The organism is Chryseolinea lacunae, assembly GCF_016735595.1.
Lineage (GTDB): Bacteria > Bacteroidota > Bacteroidia > Cytophagales > Cyclobacteriaceae > Chryseolinea > Chryseolinea lacunae.
In genome coordinates, this window is record NZ_JAERRB010000001.1 from 562,093 (window position 1) to 576,970 (window position 14,878).

The following is a 14,878-nucleotide window of genomic DNA, read 5'->3' on the forward strand; positions in this document are numbered from 1 at the left end:
CTATGGTAAATCTCAGGCATGTAACAAAACGTTTTCGCGCAAAGACGGTGGTCGACGATCTGTCGATAGAAATACAACGGGGCGAATTGTTTGGCTTGCTCGGGCCAAACGGCGCTGGCAAAACAACCACCATCAACATGATCATCGGCGGTTTGCTTCCCGATGCCGGAACCGTGACGCTTCAAGGTTCGGGTTCGCCCCGCGACGCCGACATCAAAAGGTTGATCGGCATCGTGCCCCAAAGCCTGGCCCTCTATGAAAACTTGACGGCTCATGAAAACGCGAACTTCTTTGGAAGACTCTATGGCCTGCACGGCAGCGATCTTCAGCACAATATTCAACGCGTGTTCGAGCTTGTGAACCTCACCGACCGCACAAAGGATCGCGTCAACACCTATTCGGGCGGCATGAAACGACGGCTCAACATTGCCATCGCCCTGCTTCACAATCCGTCATTGTTAATTCTGGATGAGCCCACCGTGGGCGTTGACCCGCAATCGCGAAACGCCATCTTCGACAGCCTTCGAAAACTGAAAGCCGAAGGGTGCACCATATTGCTCACGTCACACTACCTGGAAGAAGCCCAACAACTGTGTGACGCCGTGGCCATCCTTGACGAAGGAAAGTTGGTGGCGAAGGGCACGGTTGAAGAACTGATTGCCCAACACGGCGGCCAAAGCGTGCTGACCGTAGAAACCACCAAGGGAAGATCCCGAATTGAAACCGACGCCCCCGTAGACGCCATTGTGCGCATTCATGCCGAAGAACAAATTCTGTCGCTGAAGATGGAGAGCCCCAACCTGGAGAAAGCGTTTTTAAAAATCACCGGAAAACATTTAAGAGACTGATCATGAAAGAAATTATTACCCTCACCCGAAAAGATCTGCAATTGCTTTTCCTGGACAAGACCAGTCTTATTGTGACGTTCGCGTTGCCCGTCATGCTGGTGGCGTTGATCGGCACCGTGTTCTCGCGTTCGTTCCCATCTTCTACCGGCATCACGAGCTATGACTATGCGTTTTCAAAAGTGATGTTCTGGGGCTTGATTGGTGGCGTGGCGTCGTCGGTGGCTTCGCTTGCCATCGAAAAAAATTCAGGCACCATCATCCGAATCCAACTGGCGCCGGTGCACAAAGTTCACGTGCTCGCCGGAAAGGCGCTGGCCTGCGTCTGCGTTATCCTGATAAGCTCACTCGTAACGTGGGTGTTTGCGTCTGTGTTGTTCGGCATCAAAACGGCTTCGCATGTTAACCTGCTCCTGATCTGTTTTTCGAACGCCGTGTTCTTTGCCGGGCTGATGACGTTTCTCGCCAACTTTGTTCACACCGAGCGGGCGGCGGGTGCGTTGAGCTGGTCGGTGTTGCAGTTGCTGGCGTGTTTCAGCGGCATCATGTTTCCCATCACCCTCATGCCGCCGTGGATGAGCAACGCTTCCAATTTCAATCCCGTGACGTGGGCCGTGAAAGCGATGGAGACGGTGCTTTGGCGAGGCGGCACATTCAGTGAACTGTGGCTACCGGTTGCCATCACCGTTGGCGGCGGTGTTTTCTTCTTCGCGCTCAGCGCATACCTCTTTCGCTGGACAACTCAGAATGCCTGATGCTGAAATTACCTACGACACAATACCGAATCACAATGTTATCTCCGTTCTGAAAATTATCACCGCGTCTCCTTTGATACGAACAGACACGGGCGTTTCATTTTCCACGGTCACGCTCACCTGCACGATGCCGTTTCTGCCAATGGCCTCGCCCTGGCTTCCGTTAAACTTGAACGTGTTGCCCTGATAGGACGCGATTTTATTCTGCACCAGATAACCTCCCAAAGGGCCGTTTGCATTTCCCGTAACAGGATCTTCGCTGATGCCGATGGCCGGGGCAAACATGCGGCCGTGTGTTAGAATGTCGCTGTTGTTAGAGTCGAATGTGAACACAAAGTAGCCGTTGCATTGAATGCGCTTGCTCAACTCCGCGAGAGCCGCCAGGTTGGGTTTTAGCGCGTTCATTTTTTCACGCGACGTGATGCCAATCATCACTTTGGAATGACCGGTCGACGCAATTTGTATGGGGCACTTATTATCGCGGTCAGCTTCGACGAGTCCAAGGGCCGTTAATAGCTCGTGCGACACGGCATCGTTCAGCGGCGGGGCAAGTTCAAACTTCCCCTGCGTCATGGTGATTTGGTAGTCGCCGTTGTGCTGTGCAATCTCGATGGGCAGCACGCCGATTTTTGTTTTGGCCCGCAGTGTGCCGGGTGCAAGTTGCTCTTCGTGGGCCTTGGCATAGAGCGCGGCAATGGTGGCGTGGCCGCAGCTTGGCACTTCTATGGTGGGTGTGAAATAGCGGATCATGCAATCGCAGTCGCTTGCGTCGGGCGGGAAGAGGAAGGCGGTTTCGGAGTTGTTCAACTCCCGGGCCAACGCCTGCATCTCACTATCGGTGAGGCCGTCGGCATTCAAGACAACACCGGCCGGGTTTCCCCTGAACTTCTCTTTGGTGAATGAATCGATTTGATAGGTGATCCGCTTTTTCATGATTTGGGTTGATTGGTAAAGGAAGTGGTGGTCGCCTGAGGTATACGCTCAACCTACCCCTGGCGTTGCACGAAGTCAACGTTTCACAAGCCACGCTTCGTGTGAATAGTTCACGGCTTTGATTCTTTTACTGTATTGCGAATACACTTGAAGCTCAACGCTGGCAAATGGGATAGGTGAACCTGTTCTTCTCTGCCTTCGAGGCACCAAGTCGCTCATAGAACCGGATGGCTCGCTCGTTGAAGGAGGGCGTTTGCCATTGCATGTTGATGCAGTCCCTTTGTTGCGCTTCCTTTTCCAGTTGTTTCATGATGGCCCGCCCGATGCCGTATCCACGGGCCGACGGTTGCAAAAACAAGCAGTCCATGTGAAGATATTCGCCGGCGTCCCAGGTGGAGTAGTCAAAGGTGAACGTGCAGTAGCCGGCCACGTTGCCGTCAACTTCAACCAGCCAGCCATGCAGTTTGGGAACGTCGCCGAATAGTGCTTGTGCAAGACGTGCTTTGTCGCATCGAATTGTTTTCTCAAACTTCTCATACGTTGCATGTTCTTCGCACAACGCCATCAGCAAATCCAGGTCGCGAGGTTCAACGTTTCTTATTTTATGTTTCATCAACAACAAAGCTAAACCTGTTTCCCAAAGTCATGGATGAACATTTTTCATCATCGTCGTGAAATTCCCGCACAAAGCAGACAGCCGCACTTTGCCGAGCATGAGGCATAAAACAAAACCCCGGTCTGTGCGACCAGGGTTTCTTTACTTCAAATCAAAATCGTTGTAGACCTATCGCGGCGCCGTCAACTCCACTCCCTCCTTCACGGGAATTCCAAAGTCGGGTGTGCCGTCGGCCTTCCAGGTGAATCGCTGCGCGCGGGGGGAACGTTGGGGTCCACAGCCCAGCTCCGACGTGCTGTTGGCGTGATACAGGATCCAGTCTTCTTTGCCATCGGGCGATTTAAAAAACGAATTGTGGCCCGGGGCAAACACGCTGTTTTGGGGAGCTTGCTGAAACACGGGGACCTGCGATTTTTTCCACGACGCGGCATTCAACAGGTTGGCATTGGCCGATGCCGTGAGCATGCCCAGTGCATAGTAGTCGGTCCAGCATGCGCTGGCGGAATAGATCACAAAAACCTTGTCGCCATGAATCAACGCCTGGGGTCCTTCGTTCACGTCAACATGGGGTGGGTTCACGGCGTCGTGCAAATCGCCGTGGCGTTCCCACTCCAGTTCGGGTTGCGAAATCTTTGTGCGGGGGCCATCAATGGTCCAGGGGTTTTTCAGCTTCGCGATGTAAATATCCTGGCGCCCATTCACGTCGCCCTCCCAGCCCGACCACACCATGTAGAGTTGTTTCTTGTGCTCGAACACCGAGCCATCGATGGCCCACTTGTCGAGCGCGTCGGCAATTTTACCTTTCAAAACCCACTCGCCCTGGAACGGATCGGTCGAAGCATTTTCCAGCACATAGAGACGGTGATTTTCATTCTTGCCACCGTCGGCCGCAAAATATACATACCACTTGCCTTGCAGAAAATGCACCTCGGGCGCCCACAGGTCTTTTGAATAAAGTGTGTTTGGCGGTGGCGTGAAGATCACTTTCTGCTGTGCGTTTTTCAGATCAGACAGGTTCTTTGTTTTCCAGATGGCCAGGCGATCGCCAAGCGTGTGCGTGTAGTAGTAATAGCCATCCTTATAAATGCTCCACGGATCGGGCCCCGACGGAAGCAACGGATTGGTGAACGTGTTGGTTTGCTGCGCGGCCAGTGGCAACACCGACGACGCGAACACCAGAAGAAGAACAATTTTTCGAAAGATGTGATGATGATTGCTGTACATAAAAGACATTCTGTTTATTCGCTATTTTTCAAAAACCACTTTCATAATTTGTTGACGCTTTGCCGTTGATATCTTCAGCGTATACAGGCCGTGAGGCAATGTTGAAATGTTGAGGCCCGTCGTTTCGTTCGATCCCACCCCTTTCTTGTCGTGCACCAAAACCGTGTGCCCCAGCATGTCGGCTATGGTGAAGCGAACCGTGCCCGAAATTGCAGCATCGTTTTGAATATGCAACGTGCCTGTTGCAGGATTGGGATAGACGGAAAAAGACATGGCCGTTTCGGCGTGTTCAACATCGGTGATGACCATGTCTGCCGGATAGATGTGCCATTGTTGGCCTGTGGCGTTCTGCGATGTCTGCTGCATCACGTTGGCACCGGCGGCCGTGCTGTTCAATGCCACCGTGAGTAGCTTGCCGCTATGGCGTGCCGTGAGCGTGTAGGCGCCCGTGGCCGTGCTTTCAATTTTCCACTGCTGACACGCCGCGCCATTTGGTGCCCAAGCCTGCACATTTGCAAAATTATCGAGCGAGCAATTGACAACGTCCAATGCAAGACCGCCGCCGCGCGACGTGACGGAATAGTAGCCATCGCCTGTGGCCTGAAGGTTCCATTGCTGACACGTGCTTCCCTCCCATGTCCATTGGTGCACGTCGGCACCGAGGTCGGGCGAACATCCCGCGAGGTCGAGCACCTTGCCGCTGGCACGATTCACAAGACGATAGATGCCGTTGGGCAACACCGCAGATACAGGCAACGCGGCTTCGCCAGACGGTGCCGCAAGGGTGTCGCCGGCATTCACCGGCAAACCAAAGTCGGGCGTGCCGTCGGCCTTCCAGAGCATTCTTTGCGCGCGCGTGGTGCGGCTGTAGTCGCAGGCGCCTGCCGACACCGTGGTGGCATGATAGACATTCCAGGTTTCGGTGCCGTCGGGCGACGCAAAAATTCCGTTGTGTCCCGGGCCATACGCTTTTGCGGCGGCGTTGCTCACAAACACCGGCTTGTTGGATTTTACCCACGACGTGGCGTCGAGTGGATCGTCGGTGGCGTTCATGGTGAGCATGCCCAGTGCATAGAAGGGTGTCCAGCAGCCGCTGGCGGAGTAGATCATAAAAATCTTGCCGCCGTGTGCCACGGTGATGGGACCTTCGTTCACATCGCCATGTCGTTCCCAGTCAAACTCCGGACTGGTGAGCAGCGTCCGCGGTCCGGTGAGTGTCCACCCATTGCTCATCTTCGAAATGTAGACCCGTTGCACGTTCGACGATGCGCTGCTGTTGCCCGACCACAAAAAATAGTCGTCGCTTTCCGTGTGCATCACCGTGCCGTCGATGGCCCAGAAATCTTCTGTCGGGTGAAATATTCTTCCTTTGCTGGTCCACGTTCCGCTGAGCGGATCGGCCGCGGTGTTTTCAATCACATAGGTGCGTTGTGTGGCCAGATCGGCGCTGGTGCCCGCGGTGTAGTAGATATACCAATGGCCATCCACGCGGTGGAGTTCGGGTGCCCAGTAGTTGCAGCAGGGACCGCCTTGCGCGGGAGCATACACCACATGGCCCGCGGCGGTCTTCAAGCCTTGCAGCGTGCTGGCTTTTCGCACCGTGATGTTCACCCCGGTGGTGCCCGTGAGATAGTAGGCGCCTTCGTGAAACGTGATGTGTGGATCGGCCAGGTCGCTGATGGGATTGGAGAAATGCTGCGCGAAGCTTGTTATGGTGAAGAATAAAAAGAATGATGTTGTTAGTATCCTGATAAGCATGGTCGTTGTCAAAAAGTTTTAGTCTAAGAATCACTTCACAAGCCGAAGGGTCGACCACGAATAGGGCGCGTCGGTGATGTTTCCCGCCATCGGTTCGGTATAGTCCAGTGTCTTTCCCGTGGTTGTTTCGAGCAGCACGGCGTGAAATCCAATGCGTGAGTTCAAAGGTGGTCGTCCTTGCACGAGGTTCCAGGGAATGGAGACGTTGGCCTGATAACCATCAGCCGTTTTCGTGATGCTGGTTTGAATGCCCGTGGTGTGCTGCGGCGTCCAGTGTCCATCCTTGCCTTGCTCGAAAAGCATTTTTCCGTCGGCAAAAAGTGTCAACGCGAAAATGCCCGGTGCAGGAGCTGTTGTCGAAATGTTTTGCGGGTCCAGCAACACACGAATGCCATCATGAACCGGGTCTCCGGTTCCGGAAAACACGTGTTCATCTTTCACCTGAATCTGACCATGAAGTGCGTTGTCGTCCCATTGCACATTCATCGTCATCTGCGTTTTGCCATAGCCGCCGATGAAGACGTGTTGTTTTTGTTTTTCTGTTAGCGGAGCATTTTTAGGTCGTGCACTCAATTCATGCACTATGTGTCCTTTAATCATCCACACGGCGGTGTTGTCGGCATAGGCGTTGGTAGAGCCGAGGGCCACCACGGTGCTGTCGTTAACAACCGAAATGGAATTCCACAGGCTGGTTTTTGTGGGATCGGCGATGTAGAATGGAATGCTCTTTCGTGTAAAGTTTCTTCCGTCGTTCGATCCGATGGCCACCACCATGTCGCTGCGATCCCAAACATCGTCCTTTCGCCGTTCGTTGCTTTGGTAGGAAAGGATGATTTCGCCGGAAGGCAATTGGCGGATGTAGGGCGCGCCGCCGTATTTTACCGAGGGCAGTTTGTTCTTTCCCTCAAATGCCTGCGCTCGGTTTGGGTTCGTGGCGTCAATGCTTTTCAGGGAAAGATCTTTTGTGTTTTGCATTCGCAAAATGGAGGGCTTGAACGCCGGCGGCTGAATGCCGTTGTCTTCAATAGCCACCAGCACTTCTTGGCTGCCGTTCAACAACAACGGTGCGGGCATGCCATCGCGATACCCTTTGCTGAAACTCACCTGCTCTCCTTTCGACCACGACGCGCCGCGATCGCGCGAGCGGAACATGGTTATCTCCTGCTCGTTGCTTTTCGTGTAGGGACCTTCGTTGGCGATGAAGAGTTGCACTTCGCCCGACGGCAGCTGAATTTGCGCAGGCTCCCAGCAACCGTTCTTAAATTCATGACCGGCCCGATAGAGCTCCACCGTTTCCGACCACGTTGTGCCGCCATCGACACTACGCTTTGTGCGAATGGAAAAATGCCGCGTGGTGTCGGTGTTGTTTCCCGGCGGCCGCATGTTGTAGGAAACCAGCACACTACCATCATCCAAAACCAGCACATCGGGAACGGCGCTGGCCATGCCACGCTCTTTTGGCGAAATCAGGCTTGCCGCAGTCCACGTGTTGCCATCATCCAAACTCTTTGCGCCCAGCACCACACCATCGCTTTCAAAAACACAAAACCATGTTTTGTCGGGCAGCACCACCAGTCGGGCATAACCCGAATTGCGCGCCGCCACCGGCGACACTTGTCGGCGCGTCGAAAAATCCCATGCCATGCGAATGCCTTCTACAGCAGGTTCCTTTTCAGCGCGAGCAGCCGAACTCAACGACTGGCCCTCGCACAAGCAACTTGTCAACAAGCACAGCGTAAATAAAAAATGGAGAGCGTCGACCATGATGTTTTCAGGCGTTAAGAATCAAACAAAAAAAGGAAGCCCCGGCAATTCGCCAGGGCTCCTGTTCCTGTAAACGATCAATAAGGGGTGTTCTGATCAAGCTTGGTGTTGTTGTCCACTTCAATTTGTGGAATGGGCAACCGGTGGTGTTTTCCCAGCACAAAGTTGTTGAAGTCAACATCGCGTGTTTTCAATTCTTCGATGCCCGCCTGGGTGGTCACCAAATCCCAACGTTTCAAATCCATCCAGCGAACGGCTTCGAAGCAAAGCTCCAGCGAGCGTTCCATTTGCAGGCGTTTCCTAAACAACGTCTTGTCGTTTCCAATGGCCGGATAGGCATCTTCCAATTTTTTCAGATTGGTGCCGGGGCGTTCGCGCACGAGGTTCACATACTGATAGGCATAGGCGGTCTGATCGGTTTCGTTCAAACATTCGGCATACAGCAACAACACGTCGGCATAACGGATGAAGCGGAAGTTGTTTGGTGCATGATAGTCTTCGCGGTCGCGATAGTAGTAGGTCGAATACTTTTTGATGAACGTTTCATTTCCCCAGGCACCCACATCCCACCGGCGGTTATACACCAGGGTGTCGTTTGCCACGGCATCGGGAAAATCTTTATAGGCATCTTTATAGAAAATGTTGTTCAGCAAACGCGGATCGTTCTTGCCGTCTTTGGTTTTTTCTTTTTTGTATTCGTCGATGAGCCACGCGCGTGCTTTGCCGTCTTGCCAGCCAATGCCGCCGGGTGCAAAAAACTGTGTGCGCTGAAAGCCCATGGACGCGCTCAGGTTATCGCCATCGCCGCCTTTGTTCTTGTCGCTGAACTGAATTTCAAACACCGACTCTTTGTTGTTTTCGTTCAGGTGGGTGAAGTTGTCGCGATAGTTGTCTACCAGGCCATAGTAGCCTTTGCCTTCGCCAGTCACCAACCAGTCGAGTTGTGCTTTGGCCAGCGCCCATTTTTTCTGTTGTGCATAGGCACGCGCCAGCAGTGCTTTGGCTGCGCCTTTGGTGGCGCGTCCCACGTTGGCGTCATCCCAGGTTGGCGGAAGTTTGTCGGCAGCCCAGAGCAGGTCTTCTTCCACTTGTGCCCAGATCTCGGCTTCACCACGTTGCTCCGGTTCGTCTGCGGGTTCGGAAGGATCAAGAACAATGGGACCGGTTTCCCACAGCACGGCTACCTGAAAATAGAACAAGGCACGGATAAATTTTGCCTGCGCCAGAATCTTGTCGCGGGTGGCTTCGTCTTTGAATGTAATGGTGGGCACATAAGCCAGCACCTGGTTGGTGCGGAAGATGGCTTTGTAGAAATCTCTCCAGTGCCAGTTGTTGCCGTCCCAGAAATTGTAGTTGCTGTAGCGGAAGCGTGTCCAGTCGGCAAGTTCGCCCCAGGGGCTGGTGCTGTGGCCTTCGTCTGACGTGAGGTCATAGCGGAAATAAATCCAGCGTGTCCATGTCGAAGGTTTGTAGAACATGTTGTAGGCGGCGTTGATGCCCATCTCGGCATCCTTCTCTGTTTTCCAGGCCTGGTCAACGGTCGGGGTGTTGGGATTGTCAACGTCCAGCAGGTCTTCGCTGCAACTGAACGCCATCGACACAAACAGTAGGGTGAGTATATGGATTCTAAAATTTTTCATAGCGTATAGGTACGTTAGCATCAGAAGTTAAACTGTAATCCAACCAGGTAGGTACGCGCGTTGGGATAGCGCACTTCATCGTGTCCGCGACGCCAGATGTCGGGCGCGGTGAAGTCCGGATCGAGACCACTATAGCCGGAGAACGTCACCAGGTTTTGGCCGGTCACGTAGACGCGGGCGTTGTTGAGGTGAATGCGTTGAGCAAAGTCTTTTGGTATGTTATAGCCCAGCGTGATGTTGCGCATTCTGAAATACGAACCGCTTTCCAGCCAGCGATCGGTGTCGCCACGCGCGTTCCGGTCGTCGCCATACAGGATGCGGGGGAAGCCGCTGTTGGGATTTTCCTGGTAAGGCTCGCTTCCTTTCTTGAAGGCGAAGTAGTTGGAGTTGTCGTCGAAACGCTCCACGGTAGAACGCGACCCGTTGTAGACGGTTTGTCCAAACGCGCCATACCAGATGGTAGACAAGTCGAAGTTTCTATATTCCAGATTCACTACCAACCCCAAGTCAAACGTGGGCCACGGGTTGCCGGTGATCTGGCGGTCGCCGTCGTTGATCTGTCCGTCGTCATCAAAATCAACATAGCGGATGTCGCCGGGTTTTGCATTGGGTTGTATCACCACACCTTTTGAGTTGGTGTGGGCCAGCACTTCTTCTTCGCTTCGGAAAATGCCGTCGGTCTTGCGCAGGTAGAACATGCCGATGGGTTGTCCGATCTGTGTGCGCGTGATGCCGGTGATGACGTCGTTCTTGCCATAGCCCAGGTCAAGCACTTCGTTGCGCAGCGTCGACACGTTGGCCGTGATGGAATAGCGCAGGCCGTGATACTCGTCTTTCCAGGTGGTGCTAATCTCCACACCTTTGTTTCGAATGCTTGCCGCGTTCACCCACGGGTTGCCACCGTCGTTTCCGGTCGACAACAAAATGGGCATTTCGGTGAGCACATCGCGCGTGGTAGACACGAAGTATTCCAACGTGAGGTTCAAACGCGAATCGAGAAACTTCACATCCGTTCCGATGTTCATTTGCTCTTTAGTTTCCCAGCGCAGGTCGGCGTTGGCCAGCTTCACTTGTGAAGCGCCGTTCACGAGATGCTGATCTCTGCCCAACGTGGCAATGATGGTGGAGTTGAGCAGCGACTGATAATCCCAGTTGCCAAGGTTGTAGATGCTGGAGCCGTAGAAGCTTCCACCATAACCAATCCAGCGACCGATGCTGGAGTTACCCAGTGTTCCATAGTTGGCGCGGATTTTCAAATCGTTGATCCAGGGCACCTGAAAGAAATTTTCTTTGCTGATACGCCATGCCGCGCTCACCGAAGGAAAATTTCCCCAGCGGTTATTTTTTGCAAACCGCGACGATCCATCGCGACGCACCGTTCCCGTGAGGTAGTATTTGTCGTCGTATGAATAGTTTACACGACCGAGGTACGAAATGAGCACATCCTTGTTGATGAAGCCGCCCGACTCGGGATCGGTCGTGCCGGCATCGAGCACATCGTAATATTTTCCACCCACTTCAATGAGGTTGCGCTTGGTTCCCCAGATCTGTTCGTATTGCTGGCGCTGAAAGGTTGTGCCGGCCACCGCGTTCACTTTGTGCTTGCCAAATTCTTTATCAAAGTGAAGCGTGTTCTCTACCAGCGACGACATGTATTGACCGCGGTTCTCATTGACCTGCGATGGATCATAGGGCTGGTTCAGGGTGAAGTTACCCACCTTGCGCACATACTTGTAGTGTTCGTTGCTCGACTCCAACCCAACGTTGAGGCGATACTTCAACACACTGTGTTTGATGATGTCAAACTCAAGGTAAGCATTGCCCCGGAAGCGGATGTTGGCATTGGTGGTTTCTTCCAACGACTCGCGGGCAATGGGGTTCACACCAAACGTGCGCGCCCTGGCTTCATCGCCATAGCCAAAACCCCCGGGGTGTGTGGGATCATAGACGGGAATGGTGGGAAGCATGCGCAACATATCCCAATACGGATTGGTGATCAGATCTTCCGATTCGCCATGCGCGATGGAAAGGTTCTCGCCGATTTTGAAACGTCCGCGTTTGCCATCGGTGTTCACGCGGAAACTGTAGCGATCGAACGACGAACCAAAGCTTGTGCCCGTGTTGCCGAAATAGTTTCCGGACACGAGGTAGGTTCCAAATTCATTGCCACCGCTAAACGTGAGGTTGTAGTCCTGCGTTTGCGCGGTGCGGAAGGTTTCTTTCTGCCAGTCGGTGTCAACACCTTGTGGATATTGCTGATAGCCTTGGCTGATAACCCAGGGGAATTTTTCTACATCGATGGCTTCGCGGTAGGCCATCTCATTGTATTTCTTGAAGTCGGCCGCATCCATAAAATCATACTTCGGCAATTGCTGCACACCAAAGCGGCCGGCGAAGTCTACTTTGAGCGGACCCGCTTTTCCTTTTTTGGTCGTGATGATGATCACACCGTTTGCCGCACGCGATCCATAGATGGCCGCAGCCGATGCATCTTTCAGAATCTGGATGGACTCTATGTCGCTGGAGTTGAAGTCGCGGGTGGCAATGGTGGGCACGCCGTCGATGACATAGAGCGGTTGGTTGTTCGAAAAGTTTCCAAGGCCACGAATCTCAATGGTCGACTCGCTTCCGGCCCGGCCGCTGTTGCGCACACTCACGCCGGCGGCCAACCCCTGAATGGCTTCGGCCACGGTGGCCGACTGCATCTTCGACATGCTCTTGCTGTCGATCACCGACACGGCGCCGGTCAGGTCTTTCTTCTCCTGTTCGCCATAGCCAATCACCACCACTTCTTCCATGGTGGTCACATCCTGCACAAGGCTCACGGGAATAGCCGTCTGGTTGCCCACGGTGATCTCCTGACTTTTGTAGCCAATGAAGGAGAACACCAGCACGCTATTTTCGGAAGCCACCTCCAGCGAGAAGTCGCCGTTGCCATCGGTAGTGGTGCCGTTCAGGGTTCCTTTCTCCAGCACATTCACACCCGGCAAGGCCATGGCGCTTTCGTCTTTCACCGTGCCCGTCACGCGCAACACGAGGGCCGTGCCCGACATCTTGCGACGGTTCAGGGCAGTGACCGAAATGGTTTTGTTGACGCGCTTGAATTCCACCGAAGCCTTGGTGGCCAGGTCTTCCAGAACTTGTCGCAATGTTGCTTTTTCATAGTGCAGGTTGAACGCGTTTGTGTTTGCCTCGAGCTGTCCCGAATAGGCAAAGACAAAGTCGGTTTTCGACTCCAGCGTTTCGAACACCGTCTTCAGTGTGGCATTCTCCAGCGCCAGCGAAACCTTCACCTTTTCGAGGCTCTGGCTGCTGGTGTCGGCTGCGAAGCCAAGGTTCATACAAATGGCTTGTATGAAGAATAGGCGCAAAGTGTACTTCGAAATAAGCATAAACAGCTTACGTAAAAATTTCATAGGTTTGTTATGGTTTGAGTTTACACAATAAGTCTCAGGCTATAGTCCGGGGAAGCATCGGCCAAAATGATATCCCGGACTATTTTTTTCTCTCAATCGGTTCGCATTGAGAAAGCCACTCCCTAAGGCGGAAGGGCGTCGAAGTCTCTTTGATTTTTCATATCAACAAAAGTTAGGTTTAACATCTCAGGGGCATCCTTCGCCCGAAAATTTCACGGTGCGTCCGTGTTGTTCATACTGCATCTTGAACATGTAGCCAAGACTGACGAGAATGTTTTTCAACGACTCTTTCTCGTAAGTCGCGTTCACCACACACTTTTCCAGGTCGGCGTTCTCGAAAACAATGTCCACGTTATACCACTGCTCAAGGCGGGCGGCGGTTTGTTTCAGGGTTGTGTTTTTGAAGTGCAGGATGTTGTCTTTCCAATCCACAAACTCCGACACGTCCACGCGGCGTGTCACAATCGCGGAGCCTTCGCGGATCACCGCTTGCTGATGGGGTGCAAGAATGGTGTGGGGTGCGTTGTTATTGTCGGCATGGGCCACATCCACTTTGCCTTCCACCAGAGTGATTTCGGTTTCGTCGCCGGCGGCTTTCACGTTGAAGGATGTGCCTAGCACGGTAGTGTTGGAGGCCGGCGAGTGCACGATGAAGGGTTGGGCCTGATTGTGGGCCACGTCAAAATAGGCTTCACCTTCGAGGTAAACTTCGCGGGTGTTTCCAGGGAATTGTTCGGGGAAGGTGAGTTTGCTGTTGGCGTTGAGGATAACCTGCGTGCCATCGACCAGTTCAATCTTGAGCTTCTGGCCCCGCACGGTCTCGGCCATTTGCTGGTGCACGGCAGGCACGTCGGCATCGTCGTTGTTTTTCTTGTACACCACAAAGTAGGCCGCCACCACCAGCAAGGCCACCGACGCGGCAATGGAATACCAAAGCACAACGGGCTGCTTTTGGGGAGCGGGGGCGGTACGCGCCGCGAGCTTTTTCCACAGGGCAAGCTTCACGTGTTCATCGTCGTCCATCGCATGCATCCTCGCAGCAGGATACGATTCAAAGAAATCATCCAACAATTTCTTTTCGGCCGGAGTGGCCCTACCCTCAAGGTAAGCGTCCAATAATCTCCTGAACTGGTCCTCGTCTAAGTTCATCATCAATCCCCTAGTTGCACTCGATTGCAATATCCCCTACGTCAGGCGAAACTATTTTTTTCGCAGGGTTGGGACGGGACCTGAATCCGGGAAATGACGGAAATGGATTGGGTTGAAATTCAGAAAGGCTGCTCGAAGCCCGAAAGCATGACCAGCGCCAGCGAGGCAAGTTTGTCTACCGACACGCGCAGGATGCGCAGGGCTTTGGTGATCTGGTTCTCGACCGTTTTGGGAGAGATGTGAAGTTGCTCGGCGATCTTTTTATTCGGCAAGGATTCGAAGCGGCTCAGGTAAAAAATCTCGCGGCACTTTTCGGGAAGGGATGCCAGCGTTGCGTCGAGCACCGTTTGAAGTTCTTGCGCTGCCATCGCTTCCTCGGTGGAGTTGACCATGGCCACGGTGTTGAGGTGATCGAGATGCTTGCGCGAAATGTAACCCGATCGCAGGTGCATGAAGTAACGATACTTCACCGCCTGATATAAGTATCCCCCCACGTTGTCGATAGTGGTGGTGGCGCTTTTTTCCCACAGCGATATAAAACAATCCTGCACAATGTCCTGCGCTACTTCCTTGTTTTCGACCGCGCGATACACCGACTGATAAAGCGTTTTCCAATGCTTTTCGAAGATCACGGCGAAGGCCTTCTGGTCGCCTTGCGCCACTCTTTTCAACAGTTCAGCATCCGCGTGTTGGTCGTTCAGGGGTGTAGAGGTTTTATGCATGCACCGTGGTTTAGGGTCCGTTCAAGCATGGGCCGAAGTAATTGATTTATTCAAAT

General features: G+C 53.4%; 11 protein-coding genes. 2 read left to right on the forward strand and 9 right to left on the reverse strand.

The genetic code is table 11. The annotated features are described in order from the left end of the window. Window positions 1-2 precede the first annotated feature (2 nt). Window positions 3-848 carry an ABC transporter ATP-binding protein gene (locus JI741_RS02085; RefSeq protein ID WP_202006945.1) on the forward strand — a complete coding sequence of 282 codons (846 nt, stop codon included), beginning with the start codon at window positions 3-5 and terminating at the stop codon, window positions 846-848. A 2-nt stretch (window positions 849-850) separates the two neighbouring features. Beyond that, on the forward strand, window positions 851-1,600 hold the full coding sequence (locus JI741_RS02090) for an ABC transporter permease (protein WP_202006946.1): 750 nt from the start codon (window positions 851-853) through the stop codon (window positions 1,598-1,600). A gap of 30 nt (window positions 1,601-1,630) precedes the next feature. On the opposite strand, the gene JI741_RS02095 is transcribed toward JI741_RS02090, so the two are convergent. The 9 genes from JI741_RS02095 to JI741_RS02135 all read right to left on the reverse strand — a co-directional run bounded on the left by JI741_RS02095 (window position 1,631) and on the right by JI741_RS02135 (window position 14,822). After that, window positions 1,631-2,533, reverse strand: a complete 903-nt coding sequence (locus tag JI741_RS02095; RefSeq protein ID WP_202006947.1) for a PhzF family isomerase — start codon at window positions 2,531-2,533, stop codon at window positions 1,631-1,633. 154 nt (window positions 2,534-2,687) lie between these two features. Further along, entirely contained in the window at window positions 2,688-3,146 is a 459-nt protein-coding gene (locus tag JI741_RS02100) for a GNAT family N-acetyltransferase (protein ID WP_202006948.1), read from the reverse strand. Window positions 3,147-3,317: 171 nt separating this feature from the next. Beyond that, a complete protein-coding gene (locus tag JI741_RS02105) occupies window positions 3,318-4,373 on the reverse strand; it encodes a glycoside hydrolase family 43 protein (RefSeq protein WP_202006949.1) in 1,056 nt (351 codons plus the stop codon). 21 nt (window positions 4,374-4,394) lie between these two features. Then, the gene (locus tag JI741_RS02110) at window positions 4,395-6,131 is read right to left on the reverse strand and encodes a family 43 glycosylhydrolase (protein ID WP_202006950.1); all 1,737 of its coding nucleotides are present in this window, start codon (window positions 6,129-6,131) and stop codon (window positions 4,395-4,397) included. Between the two features lie 30 nt (window positions 6,132-6,161). Beyond that, window positions 6,162-7,895 carry an exo-alpha-sialidase gene (locus tag JI741_RS02115; RefSeq protein ID WP_202006951.1) on the reverse strand — a complete coding sequence of 578 codons (1,734 nt, stop codon included), beginning with the start codon at window positions 7,893-7,895 and terminating at the stop codon, window positions 6,162-6,164. Window positions 7,896-7,972: 77 nt separating this feature from the next. Next, complete coding sequence (locus tag JI741_RS02120) at window positions 7,973-9,535, reverse strand: RagB/SusD family nutrient uptake outer membrane protein (RefSeq protein ID WP_202006952.1); 1,563 nt, start codon at window positions 9,533-9,535, stop codon at window positions 7,973-7,975. A gap of 20 nt (window positions 9,536-9,555) precedes the next feature. Further along, a complete protein-coding gene (locus JI741_RS02125; protein ID WP_236675836.1) occupies window positions 9,556-12,951 on the reverse strand; it encodes a SusC/RagA family TonB-linked outer membrane protein in 3,396 nt (1,131 codons plus the stop codon). A 186-nt stretch (window positions 12,952-13,137) separates the two neighbouring features. Continuing rightward, entirely contained in the window at window positions 13,138-14,103 is a 966-nt protein-coding gene (locus JI741_RS02130; protein ID WP_202006953.1) for a FecR family protein, read from the reverse strand. Window positions 14,104-14,219: 116 nt separating this feature from the next. Continuing rightward, complete coding sequence (locus JI741_RS02135) at window positions 14,220-14,822, reverse strand: RNA polymerase sigma-70 factor (protein ID WP_202006954.1); 603 nt, start codon at window positions 14,820-14,822, stop codon at window positions 14,220-14,222. Between the last annotated feature and the right edge of the window lie 56 nt (window positions 14,823-14,878).

Coding starts and splice junctions, on each gene's coding strand:
- JI741_RS02090 (WP_202006946.1), top strand. CDS start 851: ATGAAAGAAATTATTACCCTCACCCGAAAAGATCTGCAATTGCTTTTC.
- JI741_RS02095 (WP_202006947.1), bottom strand. CDS start 2,533: ATGAAAAAGCGGATCACCTATCAAATCGATTCATTCACCAAAGAGAAG.
- JI741_RS02105 (WP_202006949.1), bottom strand. CDS start 4,373: ATGTACAGCAATCATCATCACATCTTTCGAAAAATTGTTCTTCTTCTG.
- JI741_RS02130 (WP_202006953.1), bottom strand. CDS start 14,103: ATGATGAACTTAGACGAGGACCAGTTCAGGAGATTATTGGACGCTTAC.
- JI741_RS02110 (WP_202006950.1), bottom strand. CDS start 6,131: ATGCTTATCAGGATACTAACAACATCATTCTTTTTATTCTTCACCATA.
- JI741_RS02125 (WP_236675836.1), bottom strand. CDS start 12,951: ATGAAATTTTTACGTAAGCTGTTTATGCTTATTTCGAAGTACACTTTG.
- JI741_RS02100 (WP_202006948.1), bottom strand. CDS start 3,146: ATGAAACATAAAATAAGAAACGTTGAACCTCGCGACCTGGATTTGCTG.
- JI741_RS02120 (WP_202006952.1), bottom strand. CDS start 9,535: ATGAAAAATTTTAGAATCCATATACTCACCCTACTGTTTGTGTCGATG.
- JI741_RS02135 (WP_202006954.1), bottom strand. CDS start 14,822: ATGCATAAAACCTCTACACCCCTGAACGACCAACACGCGGATGCTGAA.
- JI741_RS02115 (WP_202006951.1), bottom strand. CDS start 7,895: ATGGTCGACGCTCTCCATTTTTTATTTACGCTGTGCTTGTTGACAAGT.
- JI741_RS02085 (WP_202006945.1), top strand. CDS start 3: ATGGTAAATCTCAGGCATGTAACAAAACGTTTTCGCGCAAAGACGGTG.